Annotated in this window: 17 protein-coding genes; 7 read left to right on the plus strand and 10 right to left on the minus strand. The window is 67.1% G+C overall.

Going from position 1 to position 20,498, the window contains the following annotated elements; all coding sequences use genetic code 11:
* Nucleotides 1-365 precede the first annotated feature (365 nt).
* From ABZ877_RS36295 to ABZ877_RS36310, 4 genes are all read right to left on the minus strand, one after another.
* The gene (locus tag ABZ877_RS36295) at nt 366-2,765 is read right to left on the minus strand and encodes a Helicase associated domain protein (protein ID WP_361080254.1); all 2,400 of its coding nucleotides are present in this window, start codon (nt 2,763-2,765) and stop codon (nt 366-368) included.
* 121 nt (nt 2,766-2,886) lie between these two features.
* The gene (locus ABZ877_RS36300; RefSeq protein WP_361080256.1) at nt 2,887-3,516 is read right to left on the minus strand and encodes a hypothetical protein; all 630 of its coding nucleotides are present in this window, start codon (nt 3,514-3,516) and stop codon (nt 2,887-2,889) included.
* The gene (locus ABZ877_RS36305) at nt 3,513-4,493 is read right to left on the minus strand and encodes a hypothetical protein (RefSeq protein ID WP_361080258.1); all 981 of its coding nucleotides are present in this window, start codon (nt 4,491-4,493) and stop codon (nt 3,513-3,515) included. The genes ABZ877_RS36300 and ABZ877_RS36305 overlap by 4 nt, the downstream gene beginning before the upstream one ends.
* 43 nt (nt 4,494-4,536) lie before the next feature.
* Nucleotides 4,537-5,730, minus strand: a complete 1,194-nt coding sequence (locus ABZ877_RS36310; protein WP_361080260.1) for a nucleoid-associated protein — start codon at nt 5,728-5,730, stop codon at nt 4,537-4,539.
* Nucleotides 5,731-6,060: 330 nt separating this feature from the next.
* Here ABZ877_RS36310 and ABZ877_RS36315 point away from each other — a divergent pair, with 330 nt between their 5' ends.
* Both ABZ877_RS36315 and ABZ877_RS36320 read left to right on the plus strand, forming a co-directional pair.
* Nucleotides 6,061-6,243: a hypothetical protein gene (locus tag ABZ877_RS36315; protein WP_361080262.1), complete on the plus strand. Its 183-nt coding sequence runs from the start codon at nt 6,061-6,063 to the stop codon at nt 6,241-6,243.
* A 320-nt stretch (nt 6,244-6,563) separates the two neighbouring features.
* Entirely contained in the window at nt 6,564-6,929 is a 366-nt protein-coding gene (locus ABZ877_RS36320) for a hypothetical protein (protein WP_361080264.1), read from the plus strand.
* A gap of 32 nt (nt 6,930-6,961) precedes the next feature.
* Here ABZ877_RS36320 and ABZ877_RS36325 read toward each other — a convergent pair whose 3' ends face one another.
* The 6 genes from ABZ877_RS36325 to ABZ877_RS36350 form a co-directional block, all read right to left on the minus strand.
* Nucleotides 6,962-8,410, minus strand: a complete 1,449-nt coding sequence (locus tag ABZ877_RS36325; protein ID WP_361080266.1) for a hypothetical protein — start codon at nt 8,408-8,410, stop codon at nt 6,962-6,964.
* The gene (locus ABZ877_RS36330; protein ID WP_361080268.1) at nt 8,407-9,225 is read right to left on the minus strand and encodes an ATP-binding protein; all 819 of its coding nucleotides are present in this window, start codon (nt 9,223-9,225) and stop codon (nt 8,407-8,409) included. The genes ABZ877_RS36325 and ABZ877_RS36330 overlap by 4 nt, the downstream gene beginning before the upstream one ends.
* Complete coding sequence (locus ABZ877_RS36335; RefSeq protein ID WP_361080270.1) at nt 9,219-10,040, minus strand: ATP-binding protein; 822 nt, start codon at nt 10,038-10,040, stop codon at nt 9,219-9,221. Before ABZ877_RS36335 ends, ABZ877_RS36330 begins: the two co-directional genes overlap by 7 nt.
* Nucleotides 10,037-11,611 carry a Mu transposase C-terminal domain-containing protein gene (locus ABZ877_RS36340; protein ID WP_361080272.1) on the minus strand — a complete coding sequence of 525 codons (1,575 nt, stop codon included), beginning with the start codon at nt 11,609-11,611 and terminating at the stop codon, nt 10,037-10,039. Before ABZ877_RS36340 ends, ABZ877_RS36335 begins: the two co-directional genes overlap by 4 nt.
* A gap of 668 nt (nt 11,612-12,279) precedes the next feature.
* Nucleotides 12,280-15,381, minus strand: coding sequence for an RHS repeat-associated core domain-containing protein (locus ABZ877_RS36345; RefSeq protein ID WP_361080273.1), 3,102 nt, complete (start codon nt 15,379-15,381; stop codon nt 12,280-12,282).
* Nucleotides 15,382-15,755: 374 nt separating this feature from the next.
* The gene (locus ABZ877_RS36350; protein WP_361080275.1) at nt 15,756-16,331 is read right to left on the minus strand and encodes a hypothetical protein; all 576 of its coding nucleotides are present in this window, start codon (nt 16,329-16,331) and stop codon (nt 15,756-15,758) included.
* A gap of 588 nt (nt 16,332-16,919) precedes the next feature.
* On the opposite strand from ABZ877_RS36350, the gene ABZ877_RS36355 reads away from it, so the two are divergent.
* From ABZ877_RS36355 to ABZ877_RS36375, 5 genes are all read left to right on the plus strand, one after another.
* A complete protein-coding gene (locus ABZ877_RS36355; RefSeq protein WP_361080278.1) occupies nt 16,920-17,075 on the plus strand; it encodes a hypothetical protein in 156 nt (51 codons plus the stop codon).
* A gap of 39 nt (nt 17,076-17,114) precedes the next feature.
* On the plus strand, nt 17,115-17,483 hold the full coding sequence (locus tag ABZ877_RS36360; protein ID WP_361080280.1) for a transposase: 369 nt from the start codon (nt 17,115-17,117) through the stop codon (nt 17,481-17,483).
* Nucleotides 17,484-17,650: 167 nt separating this feature from the next.
* Nucleotides 17,651-18,184 carry a hypothetical protein gene (locus ABZ877_RS36365; RefSeq protein ID WP_361080282.1) on the plus strand — a complete coding sequence of 178 codons (534 nt, stop codon included), beginning with the start codon at nt 17,651-17,653 and terminating at the stop codon, nt 18,182-18,184.
* A gap of 230 nt (nt 18,185-18,414) precedes the next feature.
* Nucleotides 18,415-18,705 carry a barstar family protein gene (locus ABZ877_RS36370; protein WP_361080284.1) on the plus strand — a complete coding sequence of 97 codons (291 nt, stop codon included), beginning with the start codon at nt 18,415-18,417 and terminating at the stop codon, nt 18,703-18,705.
* Nucleotides 18,706-19,286: 581 nt separating this feature from the next.
* Nucleotides 19,287-20,486, plus strand: a complete 1,200-nt coding sequence (locus ABZ877_RS36375; protein ID WP_361080374.1) for an ATP-binding protein — start codon at nt 19,287-19,289, stop codon at nt 20,484-20,486.
* The last annotated feature ends 12 nt before the right edge of the window (nt 20,487-20,498 follow it).

Consider the following 20,498-nt stretch of genomic DNA (forward strand, 5'->3'; position numbering starts at 1 on the left):
CGACGGCGCGTCGTTCTCGCGGAGCGAGACGCGCGCCGTCGCTACGCGACGGATAGGCAGTCCGCTCCGCGGACTGCCGGCCACTCCGTGGCCGGGGTGCTCCACTCCGTGGAGCACTTGGTGGGTCGGTGATGGTCGATCGCTCCGCGATCGACCATCACCTTAGGCTTCAGTAACCTTCAGCTCTGCTAGTGACAAGGACGGTTGGGAAGTTGCCCGCTCCGCGGTCATCTTTTGGCTGGCAATGGGTCGCGGGGGTGGCGCTTCTTGATCCCGTGTTTCTCACTCCGCTCCTCCAAGGAGTGAATGACGCACTTAAGGAAGCAAAAAACTATGGGATCTTCGAGGGATCGGCCTCCTCCTCTTCAGGAGGAGCGAGCGGCTTCAACCCAGTTTCTTCCGAGGATCTCTTGCATCAACTGTCTGTGTTCTTCTGCTAGTTGACCGGATGTCTGCTTGGTGCGTGTCTTGCAGAGCCACGGGCCGATCATGATGCGCTCGTCGTCCACCTCGATCCACTCCCGGGCGCCTGGTGGGCGTCCGTGACGCTCGACGAAGGCGCGCAGCAGGGTCGTTGTCTGTTCGAAGGTACGGCGTGTTCTCCGCCTGGGCTGGCTCGCGTTGAGTGTGGGCTTGTGGGCGGGCAGCGGGATGCGGTCAGGGGTCAGGCCGAGGCGGGTGAGGAAGTCGCGCTGCTGTTGAGCGAGTTGGTTCCAGGCGGTGAACTGACGATGGAGCCAGCCGCCGGCCTTCGCTCCGTCGATCACGGTGTCGCGGTGCAGCGTGGCGGGGTCATGGCCGGCTTCGATGTAGCGGCGCAGCAGGTGGTATTTGCGGTGCCAGTCGGGGCCGTGCGGGAGTGTCCAGTGGGGGTCGAGGGCGGTGAGTTGGGCGTTGCGGTCGGGCGGGAGACGGTCTTTGCGGGCCAGGGCACGTTGGTCGGTGAGGAATTGGCCGCCGGGCTCGGTGGTGGGGATGGCGAGGTGGCCGTGTTCGGCGTGGAAGGCCTCGACGGTGGTCATGTGGCCTTGCCAGGCGGCTTTGCTGTCGTCCCAGACCATGCCGAGGTTCTCGAGCTCGGTGATCCAGTCGGGAAGGAGGGCTCCTTGGTGGTAGGCGGTGCGCTGGCCAGTGATGAAGGTGCCGAGGCGGTAGCCGTAGGCGTCTTCGTAGTCGAAGGGGACGCGGAGGTGGCCGTGTTCGGCGTGGTAGCGCAGCGCGGCGGCGAGGCCGGCGCGGCGGGGAGCTGAGAGGGTCGCGCCGTCGGAGGGCCAGGCAAGCAGGTCCATGGCGCGGGCGATGGAGTCTGGGTCGAGGGTGAAGTCGAAGTGGAAGCGGCGGGCGAGGAGTCGGTGGGTGTCACGGTCCAGCCGTCGGGGGGTGGTGTTGCGGGGGGCGCGGGCTGCGATCGACTGGTCGTGGTGGCGCAGCGCCGCGGTGACCAGCCAGAGTGCCTCGTAGGGGGTGCCGAGCAGGTCGGTGGGGTCGGCGCCGGGTGGGACGTAGGCGGGGATGATGAGGCTGGCGGTCTTGGTGTCGAGGGTGGGGGGTTTGCGCAGCGCCCGGCCGAGGGCTTGGACGATCTTGCGTACGCTCGCCGTGCGGTCTGCGAACATCACGGCGTCTACGGCGGGTAGGTCCACTCCTTCGCCGAGGACTTGGGCGTTGGTGATTACGCTGCGGTTGGCTTGGGCGAAGCGGGTCAGGATGCGGGAGCGTTGGTCGGGTGTGTGGGTGCCGTTGATCGACTGCACGAGGAGGTCTTGGGCCCAGGCGGGGCGCTGCTGGGCGGGGAGCGTGCGCAGGGTGTGGCCGAATTGGCGGGCGAAGTCGGCGGCGTCTGCGATCTGCTGGAAGTAGACGATCACGTGCTTGAGGTCGTGCTCGGTCATGGACCTGAGGACGGCCAGGTGCAGGGCAGTGGTGCGGCGGGTTATGGCGGTGTGGGCGTCGGGGTCGGTGAGGTGGGTGCGCAGGTCGGTGTCGGTGATCGTGGGCACCAGCAGCTGGTAGTCGGCCAGGACGCCGTCGTCGATCGCGTCCGCGTGGGAGTAGGTGTGCAGGCGGGGGCCGAAGACTCGTCGGTCGTCCATCGACGCGATCAGGGAGGGTGCCTCCCACTGTGGTGCGGTGGCTGCGGTCCGCTTGGACAGCGGGCGCGTGTCGGGGGCCTCGGTCAGGCGGGGAGCTTCCCACTCATACGGTGTGGCCGTCAGGTACAGGCGCCGGGCGGCCCGGATGCGGGCCTGGTCGTGCAGCATCGTCCAGGCCTTGTCCCAGCTGCCGGCCGTGCGGTGCGCCTCATCCACTACCAGGAGATCGAAGACGGGCGCGGTGAAGACCGAGTGCTGTGTCTCTTCGATCCTCGGCAGGGAGTCGAGGGTGACGAACACGGTCGCCTTCTTGTGGCGGGACAGCCAGTAGGCCAGGTACTCCCCCGAGCCCGTGCTCACCGCCCCTGCTTCGGCGAGCAGGGGGTGCTTGTCCGCCTGCAGTGAGGAGACGGCCATCAACGGCTCTGTGCGGCTGTCTGCGCGGACTGCGGCTGCCCACTGGGCGATCAGGTCCAGTGACGGGACAGCGACCAGCAGATGGCGGGCGCCCAGGGCCTCGGCGGTGCGCAGCGCGGTCAGGGTCTTGCCCGTGCCGCAGGCGGAGACGATGTGGCCGCGGGTACGCGGGCCCTTCAGATGGCGCACCGCCGCATCCACCGCGTGCTGCTGGTCAGGGCGCAGCGTGCGGCGAGCAGCAGACGTCAACGACATCGCAGCCGCAGACTCAGAGCTGGTGGACATTCGCGTACAACCTCAGGCTCGCGGCAGATGGGCTTTTGCCATCCTTCCGCACGGAAACGGGACGAGGGCGTGGGCCGTCGGAGCGGATGCGTCAGGGTGATGCGGGGCTGGGCGAAGGCTGGGCGGGTACCGGTTGGTTGGCGGCAGAGGTGGTGGTCTGTTCGGCGAGTTTGCGGTAGCCGGTCACGGTGAGAGCGCGCCAGGCACGGTAGAAGCCGAAGGCGGTCACCATGCCCAGGGCCGTGGTGGCTCCCAGGATGAGCAGGCGGTGGTCGAAGGCATAGCGCAGCATGGCCAGGTCTGCGGTAAGGGTCAGGGCCAGGGTGTTGAGGGTCCATCCGCGGCAGATCCGCATACGAGAGCGCGCGTAGTCGGCCCGGGCGGCCAGGACCGGGAAGTCGGCCAGGCGCAGGCGGGCTTGGGCGTAGGCGGTGCTGGAGGGGAAGAAGCGGGTGCGCAGCCGGCGCCGGTGAGGTGTCAGGGCGGCGTCGGCTGCTCGGTCGATGAGGATGCCCAGGGCGTAGGCAGTGGCGAGTCCTACTCCTGCGGCCGCGGACGTGCCTGCAAGTGGGGCGAGTTTGGCCGTGGTGGCTGGGCCGACAAGTGCGATGAGGAGCAGTACGGCTGCGGTGAGTGCGCCGATGCCGACGACGAGGACCTCGACGAACATCGCGGTGGCAGCTGCCAGGGCTGGGGGTTCTGGCTGCGGTGGGTTGGTCATAGTGCAATTCCCCATGCTTGTGCCATGTCGGTGAGCATGGTTTCTGGTAGTTGGCCGTCCCAGGTGCCTTCCAGGAGGAAGCGGGCGTTGGTCAGCCGTTCAAAGATGATCAGGCTTTCTGGCTGGCTGGCCAGCAGGTAGCGGCCGTGTTCCAGGAAGTGATCGCTGGTAGGGCCGTAGTCGGCGTAGGCCCGCTGGAGACGGTCGTGGAAGCGTTCGGCGAACTCGGTCAGTTGCTCACCGTAGGCAGTGTCGTCGTCGATGGTCTCTGATAGAACATCGACGACGTCGTGCGACAGTTCTCTGCTGTAGGGGTGATCGGTGAAGGTGCGATAAACCTGTTCGGTCATGTCGAGGAGGTGGTTGCTACGGGCGAGTTCGGGGTGCTGTGCCATCGCTTCTACCCCCCGTTCAACCTCGAGGTCGTATAGCTCAACCAGGGCAATCAGACGGTACAGCGAGCGACTGACATTGGCAGGAGGGGCGACACCGGGTTTGTACAAGAGCTTGTGGGACATGCGCGACCACAAGTCGACTGCTTCGGTGCGCAGTTGGATCTCGCACTCGTACGGGGTGCCGTCCGGGTCTTTCTCTCCCCCGACCATGCGCGCCTGGATGTGCAGACGTGGGTAGCGCAGACGGTCCTCGTGGCCGGGAGTGTGGCGGTCGTCCTGCACCTCGACGACATCGAGGCACTCCTTGATCACTTCTAGAGCAGGGTCGAGCAGTCCTGTGTGGGGCACGATGACGCGTACCCCGGCTTTGTCGGTGATCTGTTTCCAGGGGTCGGTGTAGCCCTTGCGGTACACCTTGGCCGTGAAGCTGCTGACCTCTTTGGCGCGCGAGGTCACCTGGCAGGTGACTCCCTTGCGGGCGGTACGGCGAAAGAGGTGGGCCGCAGTCACCTCGGCAGCTTTGCCGATGCGAGGCTGTTCCTGGCGGTAGCGCTGGAAAGCCTGGTCAGCGGTCAGCGGCATGAAGGCCTACCGAGAGTGTGCGGAAGGCGGCTCGGCCGGGAGATCACGGCTGTGCCGGCGGCAGCTCATTACCGCTGCGCGCCTGCACTGCGCGCGGAGGGTCGAGCGCGACGGCCAGAGGGCCTGAGTGTCCGAGCGTGTCCGTTGCAGGCTCTGCGACGGGCAGCTCGTTCTTGGGTTGGGGACGGCGCCCTTGCACAGCAAAGCTGCTGGTCTTGGTGAGGGTTCCAGTGACGGTGACGGTAGTTCGTCCGTCCCCAAGGTCCTCGACCGCGACGGTGCCGTCTTGTACGGCTTCCAGCGGTGCGACGAGGAAGGCGCCGCTGGAGAGCTCCACTCTCATCTTCTGGAGCCGATTGCCGACCAGTTCGGTGTTCTTGTCGAAGGTACGGACGGGAACGTCGTTCTCCGTCAGGAACTCGGCGAAGTCGTCGCGGTGCGGGGGCCTCAGATGGGTCCGTATGAACGTCGCGGGGTCCAACGTCGCAGTGGAGCTCTGGAGCTCGACCAAGACGGCCATGACGTAATCCACGCGCACATCGGGGTCTGTGAAACGGTTGTTGACCCACTCCATAGCTGTGTCGTGGAAGCGTCGGGTGAGCTCTCGGGGGTCGTTCTTGTGTCGGCAGCCCAAGAACTTCTCAAGGAAGAATCGGGCCACGGTCTTGCCGGACATTTGGGCGTCCGCGGCCCAGCCTTCCAGTCCCTGCTCGGTGACTCCTTCTTCGGAGAAGAGCGCCACCTTGTACACCTTGGATTTTTCGGTGAACAGCAGATTGGCGAAATACTGCACATCAAAGGTCCGCAGGCCGTCGGTGACGATCTCGTTGGCCTGCATGCCGGTCTCCTGCTCCAGCTTGACCATGAGCAGCGCGCGCTGGTCGTCCAGGCGGGCAGTGGCAACCAGGAGAAGGCCGGCGGGGCTGGATCCGGTCTGGTTATCGCGGAGCAGATGGGCCAGTTCCCCTGAGACCTGCACAAGGTCCTGCTCGTCGCTCAAGAAGCTGCGGACAGCGTCGGGCAGGTCAGATTTAAGTTCGGGATCTTCCACGACCTCGCGGCCCAGACGAGCGAGCACCTCGCGCAACTTGGCCTGCAGCGCTGTGCGCACGGCATCGTCGAGACGGCACACCGTCTGGCTGAGCTGAAGGGGGCCAAGATCCTCTCCACGAATGCGCTTGGGCACCACATGGACGATGGCCTGTTCAACGACAAGATCACCGAAGTCGGTCCGCACTTCCCACCCCACGCATCCCCGCCCGCACCCCCCAAGGCCGGACGCACTGTCGCCAGACGTGGTCCGCGCAGTAGTCCGTCCCTGTCCGCGGCGCACATCTGTGCTGCATCGCCTGGCACACAACATGACGGAGGCCCACGGGCCAACTTGTCTGTGTCACATGCCAAAACCGTGTCGCTCATCGTAATAGAACGCATGAAGGATGCGGTTGGGTTCCGACGAGTGGTGGCCGAACTTCAACGGTGAGCGGGGCGCAGGGCCTTCCCTAGCCCAGAGCAGCCCTGGTCACGACGACCACCGGGTCGGCGCCCGCACAAGGACTCTGTAAGCGTGACTGCTCTGGTCGGCCGACTACTTCAGCCGGCCTCGGCCACACACTTCTGGCACGATCTGCCCGAACAGGCCCCAGACGGCGCTTCGATGACCGATACTGGTGAGCAGGTCTGGCGTGCCCGCAAGAGGATGCACGCGGCCGACGAGCAAGAGAAAGGTGGCGCGGAAGAGGCTAAATGAATTGGCTTAAGGGTTTTATCAGCAGTCTTTTTGTTAACTGCGACAGTTGACCCACCCTGCCCAAAAAGCCGAAGAAAAGCTCCTCCGCAAAAACCGCCGAGCCAAGCCTTTGAACCACCCCACGGGACCACCGAACCGGTTTCCAAGGGGGCTAGCAAGCCTGCCGTAAAACACCACCGGCCCGCCCCGATGCGGCGCCGGACCTCGGCATGCCCTCACACGGCGCACCTGTGCCGCCTCACTCCGTCCCAGCCGCTCTCCTGCGGCTCGTTCAGGCATGAGGCGGCCCAGCCGTCACGTGCTGGAAGGGCATCCACGCGATGAACTCGTCCTCCCTCGGGCCCATCGGCGGCATCCTGGCCGGACTTCCCGCTGTCCTGGCCGGTGCCCTGGGGGGCGCACCCTGGTGGGCGGTCGGAGCGATCGTCATCGCCGCGTATCTCGCCGTCCCCCTCACCAGTCTGATCCTCGACCACAACCGCCAGCGAAAAGGAAATCTCGTCGACGAGAAATTCGCGGCCACCCTCGATCAGATAGCAGACCCGGAAAAAAGAATCCAAGCCATCATCAACTACCGTCAGGCCGCAGCCTCCACGGCCGTTCCGCAGCCACCACCGGAACCGCCACCGGGAGCGCTGCCGCCCCCGGGCCCGGACGGCACCAGCCAGTCAGCGGCATCCGCCTAGACGACCGGGGAGGGGCTGGCGGGGCGCGTCGCTCACCGAGCAGTCTGCGGGACGTCTCTCCTTGGCCTTGGTCGAGCACGGGATGAACTGGGCTTGTCGGTCGGCGTGGTGGCGGGCAGGTGTCGGCAGCAGGCGGTGGCGTGCCAGTCCTGTGCGGGGTGCGGGTGTGTGACGGCCGGGATGTCGAGGCCGGCATCGCGAATCAGGTTGTCGAAGCGAATAGGGGTGCCGAAGCAGCCGGCGAACAGTCCGAGGTGGTCGGTGGTGCGCGGGGTACGGCGGCGGAAGGCGAGCGCGGCGTCGAGCAGGGGGCGGGCGCGGGGTGGGATGGCGTACATGTGCCTCGGGCCGGGCGGCATGCCGATGTGGATCCGCGAGTCACGGTCGATGGCCAGGCGGGTGGTGTGCTCGTCGACGCTGACGATCTGGGTCATGGACAACAAGGACTGATCGGTGCCGGTGAACAGCAGGGCGGCCGCTGCGGCGGCGCGCAGCGGATTGGGCAGGTGCGTGGACAGGACGTGGGCCACGTGCGGGGTGATCGGCACGGTGGTGATTCCGGGGCCGCCCCGTTCGTTGAGGTCTTCAGGGACGTCGAGTTGGAGGTGGCGGCTGAGGAACCCCCTCTGGGCTCCGCGTATGCGGGCGAGTGTGTGCTGAGGGCTGGGGCTCGAGACGGTGAGGCGGGCCAGGAACAGGCGCACCCCCTCCATGTCCGGCCCGGCCTCGGGTTCTTCCTCGGCGGCACCTGTGGCCAGTGGCCAAGGCGTGTCGGTCGAGGCATGGTGGCGGGCGAGCCAGGTGCGGGCGGCGGCGCAGCCCGCCTGGTACTGGCCGTCGATGCGGGCGAAGTCAGCGTCGTTGAGATGGACTCGGCACTCGTCGCGGAAGGCGGCAGGGTCGCCGCCGGGCAGGTCGGGCAGCGGATGGACCTGGTCGGGCGGAGGCGGGCGCAGGGGCGGGGTGGTGACAGGCGGGCCGATGGCCTCCGCGATGGCCGATGTGCCGGTTGCGGTCCGTAGATCGGTGAATCGGGCGGCGGTGAGTAGGTCGCGCAGGCGTTGCTCGGCGGCCTGGTGGGGTGTGTGGGCGATGAGGACGAGGCGGATGCCGGTCTCCACGCGCCAGGTGGCAAGACGTCTCAGTCGCTCGGGCGTGAGGCGGTGGGTGCGCAGCACGATGGCCTCTTTGAGTCCTGTGGTCAGGGTCCAGCAGGTCACCGCGCGCCAGGCCGCGTCGGTGGACATGCGCTCGGCGTCGGGGTGGGCGAAGCTGTCGCGGCCCATGGCGCGCAGCAGGTCCAGAGCCAGGTAGGCGAGGCTGTTGGTGTGCGGGGTGGGATCAGCGGTGATGCGGCCGCCCTTGGGGTGAGCGCGCTGGCGGGCGGCGTGCTGGATGGCACGGTCGTCGCCCTCGTCCAGGAGCAGCAGGACGGGCGGCAAGGTGGCCGGTGTGAGGGCGGCGGGGGCGCGTTGGATCATGGGCGGCGTGAGGTGTCGATGCGGTCGAGGGTCTGCCGCAGCAGATCAGGGTCCGGCTGAGCGCGCCCGGTGGCGGACAGGGATCGCTGCACGTGATGGGTGAGCAGGGCCCAGCGGCGCAGGCTGCCCTGGGCGAAGTGGCCGTCCAGGACGCGGATTTGGTCAGGAGCGACGGTCTGCCACACCGGGTGCAATGCCCGGGCGGCACTCGGAACCGACACACGGGCGAGCGGTCTGAGGGTCAGCCACTGGGCGGTACGGGTGGCCAGCATCTGCCAAGCGCGCAGGGCCTTCTCGCCGCGCTGGCCGGCGATCAGGACCACGCACAGGCCGTCAGGGGTGTCGTCGTGCAGGAACCGCAGGTACTCCAAGCACGCCTCGGACATGCGGTCGGCTTCGTCGACGACCACGATGTACGCCTGTGCGGCGAGCGCGCGCCGGATGAGCGCATCGGCGAGGGCGGGCGCTGCAGGCAAAGCGTCGTGGAGGCCGAGAGCGTCGTGCAGGTGGGCGCGCAGATCGGCCGGTGTGGGCCTGGCTCCCAGACGCAGCGGAACGTGGGAGCGGGGGAAGCGGGTACGGGCGACATAGTGGACGGCGAAGGTCTTGCCGACCCCCGCGTCGCCCAGCACGCACAGAAAGCGCCGCTGCTGGTGGGCGGCGGCGAGGGCGTCATCGGCTGCCCTCAGGCCGGGAGTGACCACGGTGCGGGCGCCGGCCAGGTGGAGGAAATGCAGGTGCCCGGGCGCGGCTGTCCCGGCCAGGGACACCAGCTGCGTGGCAGCACCGCCGGGCGGCCCTGGACCGGTCAGCACCGGGCCAGGGCCCAGTCGACGACCTCGTCATCGACCTGTTCGGCGCCGAAGTACTCTATGCCCTTCAGGACGTGTTTGGTCACCTTCACCCACTCACGGAAGGAGCCGAGTGCGTACTGGGTGTCGATCCGCCTGAGCAGCGCCTCGTCGGCACCGCGCCACACGGGGTGGGAGTCCGGAACCGTCTTGAGGATCTCGTCCTCGGTCATCGCGAGGATCTCCAGACGGATGTAGATCCTGGAAGCGAGTGCCGGGTCGCTCTGCAGCGTCTCGTAGGCCTCACGGCCGCCGACGAACACGATGGCGGGCTGAGGAGCACAGTTGTCCCACAGCTTGCGCAGGAACTCGAAATTCTCCCTGCGGTACTGCTGCGCCTCGTCGCACACGATCACGTACGGGCGGCGCGGCAGGGCTTCGCGCAGCAGCTTGTCGAACGCGGTCGGTGTGCCGGGCATCCTGCAGTTGAGCCGCATCTGGTGGAACAGCTCCTCGCGCAGGTCCTTGGGTCCAGGACGGGAGCGGGCGAAGTCGAGGGGGAGGATCAGGTCCGGGTTCATCTCCTGGATCGTGGCGCGGGTGGAGAAACTCTTGCCGAGCCCCGGGTCGCCGTAGATCACGGACATGGCCCTGGACTCGACGGTGTCGATGACGGTGTCCTTGATCTGCAGCAGGGTGTCCGTGGCGACCAGCGTGGAGTCCTTCAGGCCGAGAAAGTGCTGCGGGTACAGGTCGGGACGGCGCCTGGACGTCTCGCTCGCCGGCGCGGCCGACTGACGGCGCTCACCAAGATGTTTGCGCTTCGGGGCAGTTGTCACCAGGTGCCGTCCTTGGGTTCGGTGTCAGTGGATTCCCTGTCGGTGCGGTCTTGGCCGGGGCGTTTCCAACCAGCCGGGACGGGAGTCAGGGGCCGGTACGGCTGGGTGCGGCGCCGCGGCGTGTCGGGCGCCTTCGTGCCGTCGAGTTCGGCACGCGCCTCCTGCTCGGTCATCCGCAGAGCCCGAACAGGCACTTCGGGCCGGGTGGACGGCAGGTGGCGTTCCCGCCGGCGCTCGCCGGAGCGCTTCAGGGCCGCTCGCAGCGCCTTGCTGTGCTCGTCGCGTTCGCGGAGCACCTTGGCGCGCAGGTCCTCGCTGGCCTCGTTGCTGAGGAAGGCCCGGCCGAGGTAGCGGTTGCCGCGGAAAGTGTACAAGTCGATCTCGTGGGTGTGGTGCGGCATCCACCGCACCCGCACCTCAAGCCCGATGCGGCCCACCCCGTTCTCGGGCATGTAGGCGCGGCCCGCGAACTCCACCCCGTGACTGGTGATCTTGTGGACCTTGTGGTCGCTCTCCAACATGAAGGCGCGCAGCTCGGAGGCGCTTGGCTCGGGCCGGATCTCGGTGGGATCTCTCTGCCAGGCTTCAAGCGGCGTCACCCCGGTGCGCTCGATGACGTGCTCGGTGTTGTGCTTGGCCACCCACTCCCCCAGCACAACGACGAACGCCTCGAACGTCAGCGGCGGATCCGCATCACCGAGGCGATGGCGGTGATCGATCCGGGGCGCCTTCGTGTAGCGGGGCAGGTCAGCAAAGAACCGGGTCATGCTCGTACGGTTCAGGCGTTCGATGCCGCCCTTGTGCCGGGCACTGCGCACCCGGTGCACCGGGACACCGAGGAGCCCGAAGGCCCGTCGGACGGTTTTGGACAAAAAGTCGGCGCCGCCATCCACGCGCACCAGGTGCGGCAGCCCCCCGGTCGGGCCGTAAGGATCCTCGCGCAGCACCGACATGCGCACCGCGGCCAGGACCGACCCCCGGTGCGCGGACCCCGCGGTGACCGCCCAGCCCATCACATAGCCCGTGCCACGGTCCTCGAACCACGTCACCCACACCCTCGACGGCTTACCGTCCGGCATCATCACCACGATCTCGGCCTGCTTGTGGTCGCCCTCCCACACCGCGTTCCGCGCCACCTGCGGCCGCTGAAAGCACGGGTCGAAGCCGCGGGCCGCCGGAATTCCCTCACGCAGGCCCGCCATGAAACCCGGATCGAGATCCCGGGCGATCGCATCATGCAGCGTCGTCAGCCCCGGCGGCTTCTCCCCTGCCGCCACCGCCATCTCGGCCAGGCGCTCGTGAGCACGCTTCACGTTGCCCTGAAAGTCAGCGAGGACATCAATGACCTCGTCAGTGACCCTGAAGCGGCGGCGTTCCGGCTTCTCCGGGCTACCGGTCTCCTCCGCACGGGCCAGCCAGCTCCACACCGTCCTCTTGTGCACACCCACCGCGTCAGCGACCAGCCGCACATGCGCCGTCGTCAACTCCCCCGCCCCGCGCAGCCGCAGCAACTGGGCCACCGCAGCGGGCCGCAGCTCATCCCGATGCCGCCCCAACCCGTCCACGGCCACGGCGTCACCCGCCGTCACCGGAGCCGACAGGCGCACACAGAACAGACCGGTATCCGCGCAGCGATCACAGCACCAACCTCCAGGACGTCAACTACCGCCCCACACAGGGAAGTTCACAATGACGCCCGCGACACAGGGCGACGGATAAGGACGCTAAAGCCGACACCCCGACACAAGCCCCCTCGACCACCTAGACGGATGACAGATCCCCCGCCCCGCCACCATCCCGCACCCCCATCCGCTATAGAGCACACCGCGAAGGAGGATCGAGGAACCCAGCACCAAGCGATCCGGGACCACGCCACCACAAATCCGGAACACCACCACCAAGATCAACCATCCGAAATACCCACCCACCAGCACAACAACGAACTCGCATCAATGGCGAGAAACCCCGAACACCTCAGTGACCCCCTCCCCGAACCTCACATCTGATACGGATAAGGCGCCCAAATATGGGTGGCGTCTACTCTGGCTCAGCCGCGTACACGGATTTCTGTCGTACTTACTACCTTTTGCGCGCCTTACTCACCAGGAAGGCCACCCCGACGATTACGACCAGGATGATTGCGATGATCCAGAAGCTAGGGGTTCCCTGCCCTGCTCCCTTAGCCAGAAAGAGCGCGTCCATCTTGCCTGTCTCCTCTTCTCATGAGTGGTCCTCCGTATTAATTGAGGACGCTGCTGGCAGCCTTTTCGCCGAATTCACCGGCCGCGTACCCGACTCCGAAGCAGGTGGCGCCGACCGCCAGTCCGCCTACTCCTGCGGTCGGTGCGCTGACCGCGGCGGCCACTGCGCCGCATCCGGCCTCGGCGGCGGCGCCGGCGGCCATGCCGACTCCCGTGGCAAGGGCATCCTTGTAGTTGCCCTCGTCGATGTCCTTCGCCATGCTGCCTATGTCGTAGATGTCGAATCCCTTGCCGACAACGTCGAAGAACGACAGCCCGCTCGGATCGGCATTGTTGACGGGGTCCCCAGCCACGTAGGCGTACAGGTTGCGCTCCTTGCCCGACGGGTCGGGCTGGGTGAAGCGGCCGAGTTGGGGGTCGTAGTAGCGGGCGCCCATCTTGTACAGGCCGGACGGGTCGAGGTAGGTGCCCGTGTAGCGGTAGGGCTGGTCGGTGCCGGTCGACGTGCGGGGTTCGCCGTAGGGGCCGTAGCTGTAGGTCGCGGTGCGCTTGCCGGAGGCGTCGACCAGGCCGATGACGCTGCTCTGGACGTCGGTGAGGTAGTACTGGCTGCTCCCGCCGGTCGTCATGGCGGTCAACGTGCCCGTGGCTTCACGGACGAAACCGGTGGTGTTCTCGCGGGTCATGCCGGTTGCCGCGTTGGTGAAGGTCGAAGTTCCGCGGGTGAGGCGGTCGTTGTTGTCCACGCCCGCGTAGCTGTACGACGACGCCGTGCCGGATGCCGTCAGCTCGGACAGTTGCGTGTACGGGGTCCACGCGCCTCCCGATCGGGTACCGGTCGGCGAGGCGGCGGAGGTCTCGTTGCCGTCGCCGTCGTAGGTGAAGGCGGTGTTGCCGCCGAGGGAGGTGAGTTCGTTCGCGTTGTTGTACTTGCGGACGGACTCGGCGTTGTCACAGGCGGGGAGGGTGGTGCCGGTCGAGCGGCCAGTCATGTTGCCGGCCTTGTCGTAGCAGTAGGCCCAGCCGGCCGTGGTGGAGCCGTCCTTGGTCTCCACGGCCTTGGTCAGGCGGCCCTTGGAGTCGTAGGTGTAGGCGAGCGCGGCGCCGTCGGACGTCCGCTTGTAGATCTTGTCGCTGTCCTTGCCGGACTTGTTGTAGTCGTAGGTGATCGTGGACAGGACGGTCGAGCCGTTCTTGACCTCGATCTTCTGCGTGCGGCTGGACTTGTCGTAGTCCGTCTTCTGCACCGTGTTGCCGGGGTAGGTGGTGGTGGTGCGGTCGCCGTTCTTGTCGTAGTCGTAGGTGGTCTTGGCGCCGCCCGGCTGGGTCAGGGTGGTGAGCTGGTTGGCGTCGTTGTAGTCGTAGGTGAGGGTGCCGCCCGTGTCGGTGGCGGTCTTCACGTTGCCGGACGCGTCGTAGGTCACCGAGCTCGCTCCGCCGGCGGGCAGGCTGCGGGTGCGTTCGCGGCTCTGCTCGTCGTAGGTGTACGTGCTCGTTCCGGTGGGTGACGTACGGGTTCTGATGTTGCCGTCGGCGTCGTAGACGAAGGTCGTGACCTTGCCGTCACTGGTCTGCGTCTTCAGTCGGTCCCGCTTGTCGTACGTGTAGACCGTCTTGACACCACGGCCGTCTGTGACGGTGTCGGTCCGGCCGAGGTCGTCGTAGGTGTAGGTGATGTCTTCCTGCGCCGAGGGGCGGTCGACCTTGGTCAGGTTGCCCTTGGAGTCGTAGGTGAAGGACGTCTTGTTGCCTTCGGGATCGGTTGCCGCGCAGCGCTGGCCGGGCAGCCCGTCGCAGTCCATCGTGCCGGACTTCGGGTTGTAGTCGTAGGTCCACTTGGCGCCGTCGGAGCCGGTGGTGGTGTCGGCCTGCGACGTCATGTTGCCCGAGGTGTCGTAGCCGTTGGTGACCTTGTCCCCGCTCGCGGAGGTGAGGGTCTCGGGGTAGTGGCCGCCGGACTTCTGCGTCCAGGCCGCGGTCGACTGGGCGCCGGTGGGCTGGGTCGCCGACTTCGGGTTGAAGGAGTCGTCGTAGTCGAACTTCACCGTATTGCCCGGAGTGGAGCCCGTGCCCATGCCGTCGACGGCGCTGGTGACGTTGTTGTCCGGACCCCAGGTCTTGGAACGTTCCCGGTCGAGAGGGTCTTTGGTCTTCGTCACGCGCCAGCGGGCGTCGACCGTCTTCTCGGTGTTCTTGCCGCGCGGGTCGGTGATCCGGGTGACGCCTTCGCCCTCGCTGCCGGGCTGCGGCAGGATGTAGCGGAACGCGGTGGTGGCGCCGGTGCCGGCGGTCTTGTCGACGACCCTGGTGATCGACGCGAGGAGGTTGGTGTTCCAGGTGAACCGGGTCTCGCGGCCCTCGGCGGTGGTGACCTTGGTGAGCCGGTGCGAGGTGTCGTATTCGAAGGCCGTGGTCTTGCCGTCGGTATCGGTGAACGTCTTCAGGTCGTCGCCGGACCACGTGTAGGAGACGGAGCGGCCGGTATTGTCGGTGACCTTCGTGATGTTCTTGGCGTCGTTGGTGAAGGTCAGCGTACGGCCGGACGCCGCGGTGATCTTCGAGGTGAACGCGCCCGAGTACGTGATCCTCGTGGCGTTGCCGTTTTTGTCCTCGACCTTGCTGACCTTGGCGTCACCGGTCGTGCCGGAGCGGGTGAAGGTCGTCTTCTGCCCGTTCTTGCGGGAGGTGAGCGTGAAGGACTTCTTGTCGTCCGCCTCGGTGAGGTCCTGCTTGTAGCCGGGCGCGGGCGTGAACTTCGAGCCGTCGCGCTCGAACACGGCGATCGTGCTGGAGGGGCCCTGCACATAGACCGAGGTGGTGTTCGGCTCGTGGATCAGGTAGTCGCTGCCGGTCGTCGCCTTCCAGCTGGTGTTCAGGCCGTTGTAGGCGTGGCCGAGGGAGAGGCCGGGGCCCGCGTCGGCGATGTCGAAGGCGTTGACGCTGATCAGTAGGTTGCCGTTGCCGTAGTTGACCTGGGCGCCGACCGAGTCCGACAACGGCGCCTTGTGGAACTCCGACCAGGGCACCTGGCCAATGCCCAGGCCCTGGAAAGTGGACTGCAGGATGCCGGGCTGCACCAGCTTGCGGTCCTTGCCGGCGGTGCCGATCGGGGTGCTCTCGGGGGCCTTGGTCTGTCCCACCGGTGATGCGGACAACCGCGACGGGGAGGGGTTGTCATCGGCCGGCGCAGCCGAGGCGGTTGCCGGGATCATGGTGACGAGCAGTGCTGTTCCCGCGGCCGTGGCGACGGCGGCCGCGGTGGCGGAGCGTTTGTTACGTCTGGTCCGCCGGTTTTCGGGCATGACAGAGTGCACGAGGAAGTCTCCTTGGATCGATCAGGCTTCGGAGGCCGTTCGGTTGAGGAGCGGGAGCTGGCGGGTGGCGGCCGGTGGGCGGCCGCCACCCGCACTCGCATATCGGTGACGTGCACGACGGACGGGCGCGTCATCCGGTGCGTGAAGCTGCGGGGCCCATCAGGTCGGCCGGTGCGGGGTAGGCCCGCACGGGCGCTGGGTCAGCAGCGCTTGGACGTCCTGGCGGCGTAGCTGCCCTGTTCGTCGGCGATGGTCAGGGTGCCGTCACCCGAGGTGCAGTCGGCGACCGAGTCGGCGCCGTTGCCCCAGAACTCCTGTGCCGATGAGTCGTATTCACGGCGTACGCCCTGCAACGTGGACCGGTCGTAGTTCCAGACGCCGACCTGAAGATCGAACTTGATCTTCTTGTCCAGGAACGACTTCCACACCCACACGTAGCCGTAGTTCTCCTTGCACTTCGGCGAGTAGAACTGCTTCACCGAAGCGATCTTCTCCGTGCCCCGATAGGCGTACGAGGTGGTGCCGATCTGGTAGGCGTCCGAACACACTCCGGCCGCCAACGCCCGGGCTGTCAGCGGATTTCCGTCCTCGGACGGAACCGTGGAGGCCGGCGGCTGCTGCTCACCCGGGACGGGCGAGGGGCCGGAGCCCGCCGCCGCCGTCCCCGCGCTCATCAGCGTCAATGTCGCGGCACCGACCGCAGCCGCGGCGACCAGGGTGGATCTGACCTGCTTCTGGGCGCGCGGAATCCGCGCACCGATGGTGCGTCGCTTCAAGACTTCCCCCCACAGGAAGACAGACCTCGCAGACCCCAGCGGTCACGAGGAGCCCACAACCTGTCACGAGAACCACACAACTCGGCCGCGGTGCCCGCGAAGACGCGCACTATACGGGCCGGAACAAGCCCTTCCGTAAGGGATCGCTTAGGCACCCCTCGCCACATTTGATCCCTTGGGTCAACAGTTTCCGGCGGGAAACTGAATGACGGTTCCGCAGAAAGTGACCGAAACTGATCGCTTGTCGCGACACTCTTGCAATTGGCCGCGTTCAGCCGCATAGTTCACGCCAGGTTTAGACCATCTAAAAGCGCCGTTTGCCCGTTAAGCCATCCTCTTTTTGCCGTATGCGGCCTATGCCGCGAGGACAGGAATGGCGCCCGCAATCGGTCGCGGCCGGAATACAGTTGACAAGCGCTTTCCGTACGTGGGCATGGCGGACGAGGCCGCGGGGACCGGCGGACGGGTCACCCTCCTCGTCGCGGCCGACGACTGAGCCGACGGCACGACGGCCACGCCGGCGCAGGAACTCGCACGGGCCGCGCAGTAGCCCGCGGCCCAAACCACAGTTGCTTACCGCAGGTGCGGATGGCCTGCCTGGTGGAGACCGGCACGCGTCTGGTGCTGGACGCGGAGTCGGCCGGCTGCCGCACCGGGGCGACCCTGGTTGGCCGCCTGTCCCGCTCCTGCGGCCCCGGTCAGCTGGTGCTGGCCGACCGCGAGTTTCTCGGCGTGCCGTTGTGACGGGCCTTCACCGGCAGTCGCGTCGATCTGTTGTGGCGGGTGCCCACCAACCGCGTCCTGCCGGTCGACCGGGTATTGCGGGACGGCTCCTGGTTCTCCCGCCTCCATGCCACGACCGACCGCGCGAGGCAGGATCCGGTCACCGTTAGGATCCTGGCCTACCGGTTCGAGCACGCCGGGCGGGCGGCGGCCGACCACCGGCTGGTGACCAGCCTGCTCGCTGCCGGCCGCTTCCCGGCCCGGCAACTGGCCACGCTCTACCAGGAGCGCTGGAAGGTGGAGTCGGTCCTCGCCGAACTCAAGACCTGCCGGCGCGGTGCCCACGCCGTGCTCAGCAGCAAGACCCCGGACGGGGCTGCAGCAGATCTGGGCCCACCTGCTGGTCCACCGGTGCCCTGCGCGAGCTGATGTTTCGCACCGCCGCCTTCGGCGGCCTGGATTCGGACCGGATCTCCTTCACCGAGCGCTGGTCATGCTCGAGCGCGACCTGCTGAAGCCGCTCCTGCCGCCCAGACGCCTGCGCAGCCAGCCGCGCGTAGTCAAACGTAAAGATCACCGACTAGACAGGACGTCACATGGCTCTGCTCGCTGAATACAGCGTCGCCGCCACTCCCGGCCGAGGTGTGCTTGAGGTCTATGACGCCGACGCCTATCTCAGCGATTCAGCAGCCCTGGACGCCGCGGAGCGGCAGGTGGTGGCCGGCAACGGCTACCACCTGTATCTCCTCAGCCTCCAGCCCGCCATGCAGGCCCAGGTCACCATCCGGGTCTGGGACAGCATCCCCGAGGTGCCCGCCCACGCCGAGGGTCACGTACCGGTCAGCATTGAATCCGAGACCGGCATCCTCGTCGTCAACCAGCTCGAGTCCGGCCCCGCCGGTGAAATGACCCTGCCCCGCCCCGGCGTCTACGAAGGCCATGCCTGGTGGGGCGGCCGCCGAGCCGCAGCCGACTACTACGACAGCTACCTCCGCCAGGACATCGCCGACTGGACTCCCGAACAGACCGCGCACTACCTCGCCCAGTGCCCCGCCCAGGAACGCTACGTCCTGGAGTTGGCCTACACCCGTGAACCGGAGCCCCTCGACGAGGACGACGTCGATCTCTGACCTGTTCACGGTGACAGCGAACACGAGAACGGTGGCTGCACCAGTGCCGTCCAGGCCGGACGTCAGGCGCGGTGGCACGTGTGCGGCACGGCAATTGGCCAGCACACCCGGCCACATCCCTCCCATGGGTGAGGTTTGTCGCAGCGGAGGTCGACTGCCAGGGTTCGTGGTGCGGCGCCGCGAGGGCGTCGGGGGTTTCGTAGAGTCGTCTGGCGGTCGGAGGGAGGACCATGCGCGTCGTCATTGACGGGGAACATGTCGGTAGCCAGGCGGATTTGCACCGGGTTCTGGCCGGGTGTCTGGACTTCGGGCCGTACTACGGGCACAACCTGAGCGCCCTGTGGGACCGGCTGAGCAGGGATGTCGAGCGCCCGGTCGAGATCGTCTGGGAGAGCGCCGAGGCGAGTCGCAGTCGCATGGGTGACGCCGCGTTCGAGGCGGTCGCGTCCGTACTGGTGCGGGCAGCCAAGGGAGATGAGTCGAGTGCGTTGGACATGAGGCTGACCGTGCGTTTCGCGTGATTCGTAGTCCAGCCGGGAGGGGCGGCGAGCGAGAGAGTCCGGAGGCTGCTGCAGCACGCCGCGGTCACGCTTATCACGGGGCGTGTGGTTTGGTCCGTCCCGTTGTTCAACACTGCCACTTTCCCTAGCCCTGCGTCCCCATCCGCTTCTGCGCGCGTGGCCCGTTCTTGAACCGGCCATCTTGCGTCGCGGGGTGGCCTGTTATGTAGGTGTCGCCTCTCCGGCTCCTTGTCGCCGCGGCAAGTCTGCGTGTGGCGCGTTGAGTTGCTGAGCTGCGGCGTTTCGGAGGTTTGGCCTCCGCTTCGGGCGGGGCGCGGGGTGTGTGCTCCGGGTCTCCACCTCGCCTCCACATCGCCCTCACTGTCATGGACACGAGTTTCTCGCCAACGTTGCAACGGCGTGGCGGACTTGACAGAGGCTCATGATCGTCTGGTGATACGCTCTCGTGCACATGCCACATGAGCTTTCGCCTCGGCATGACAACAGCCAGGGGGGCTCTCCGGGCGGTGAAGTCTGCCCACAGCGAGGGTCCGCTTGGACAGATTCCGAGAGCTGGACTCCAGCCGCTCAAAGAGAGTCACATGACGAATTTTTGGCAGAATCCGGCAGTTTGGGCGCTTGTCGTCGGCGTCGCTGTCGCCATCTGGGTAATCACTCGCCAGCGAAAAACGATCAATGCGCTGCGCCGCGAGAAGCTGAGCGTGCAGGGTGAGCTGACCGAGTCGCAGGGCACGGTCGCTCACCTCGAGTCCACCGTCACCGATCTGCGCAACGGCTATGACGAGGTGGTCCGTCAGGCGAAGGAAGAGGCGGAGGACGCCACCAACACCGTACTGAAGTCCGCCATGCGAACCCTCCAGGGCCTCGCCGCCGAGCAGCAGCGGGCCATCTCCGGCCTGCAGAAGAAGTACGGCGACTCGGCCGTGTTGCGGGACATGCTGGACATCGACCACATGAACTCGCAGTTCAACCGGCGTGCGCAGTCCATCGCCGTGCTGTGCGGTGGGTGGCTCGGCCGGCAGCGGGAGGCCGCGTCGGTCTATGACGTGATCCGGGGCGCGCAGGGCCGTATCCGGCACTACCAGCGCGTCGACATCGCCTCGCGGGTCGACTTCGCGGTGACCAGCCGTGCCGTCGAGCCGATCGCGCTGACGGTGGCCGAGCTGCTGGACAACGCGACCAGCTACTCCGAGCCGTCCACCACCGTCGACGTCGAGGTGCGGCCCGTGCCCACCGGCATCGTCATCGTGATCGACGACGCCGGTGTGGGCATGAGCGAGGAGGAGAGGACGCACGCCACCGCTCTGCTGTCCGGCGGGTCCACGGTGAGCGTCTCCCAGCTCGGCAATCCTCCCGCGTTCGGTTTCGCGGTGATCGGTGCCCTGTGTGCCCGGTTCGGGTTCACGGTCACCATCGACAGCACCTCTCCCTACGGCGGCGTCCGCGCGGTGGTGAGGGTGCCGAAGGAGTTGCTGACCGAGATGCCGGAGCCCAAGAGGCCGACCACCACGCAAGAGGTCAGTGCCGCCGCGGTGAGCCGTGGTGCGGCTCCCGTGACGACGGACGGCGGGCTGCCCAGGCGGCGCAGCAAGCGCGGCATGGCGCTCGTGGCGGACAGCAACAGCAGGACCGACGAAGCGCCGCCGGCCCGGTCGGCCGAGGCGCGGGTGGCGGCCATGGGCGCTTTTCAGCGCGGCACTCTGAGCGGCCGAAGTGCGGGGGTACCGGCCGCCGATCGCGATACCACTGCCGATTCACACGAAGGATTCGATGCCCCGTGAGTAGCGACGAGC

Origin of the sequence: Streptomyces sp. NPDC046939, assembly GCF_040644575.1 — a bacterium.
Classification (GTDB): Bacteria; Actinomycetota; Actinomycetes; order Streptomycetales; family Streptomycetaceae; genus Streptomyces.

Coding starts and splice junctions, on each gene's coding strand:
- ABZ877_RS36300 (WP_361080256.1), bottom strand. CDS start 3,516: ATGACCAACCCACCGCAGCCAGAACCCCCAGCCCTGGCAGCTGCCACC.
- ABZ877_RS36325 (WP_361080266.1), bottom strand. CDS start 8,410: ATGATCCAACGCGCCCCCGCCGCCCTCACACCGGCCACCTTGCCGCCC.
- ABZ877_RS36370 (WP_361080284.1), top strand. CDS start 18,415: ATGCGCGTCGTCATTGACGGGGAACATGTCGGTAGCCAGGCGGATTTG.
- ABZ877_RS36305 (WP_361080258.1), bottom strand. CDS start 4,493: ATGCCGCTGACCGCTGACCAGGCTTTCCAGCGCTACCGCCAGGAACAG.
- ABZ877_RS36295 (WP_361080254.1), bottom strand. CDS start 2,765: ATGTCGTTGACGTCTGCTGCTCGCCGCACGCTGCGCCCTGACCAGCAG.
- ABZ877_RS36375 (WP_361080374.1), top strand. CDS start 19,287: ATGACGAATTTTTGGCAGAATCCGGCAGTTTGGGCGCTTGTCGTCGGC.
- ABZ877_RS36320 (WP_361080264.1), top strand. CDS start 6,564: ATGAACTCGTCCTCCCTCGGGCCCATCGGCGGCATCCTGGCCGGACTT.
- ABZ877_RS36355 (WP_361080278.1), top strand. CDS start 16,920: ATGGCCTGCCTGGTGGAGACCGGCACGCGTCTGGTGCTGGACGCGGAG.
- ABZ877_RS36365 (WP_361080282.1), top strand. CDS start 17,651: ATGGCTCTGCTCGCTGAATACAGCGTCGCCGCCACTCCCGGCCGAGGT.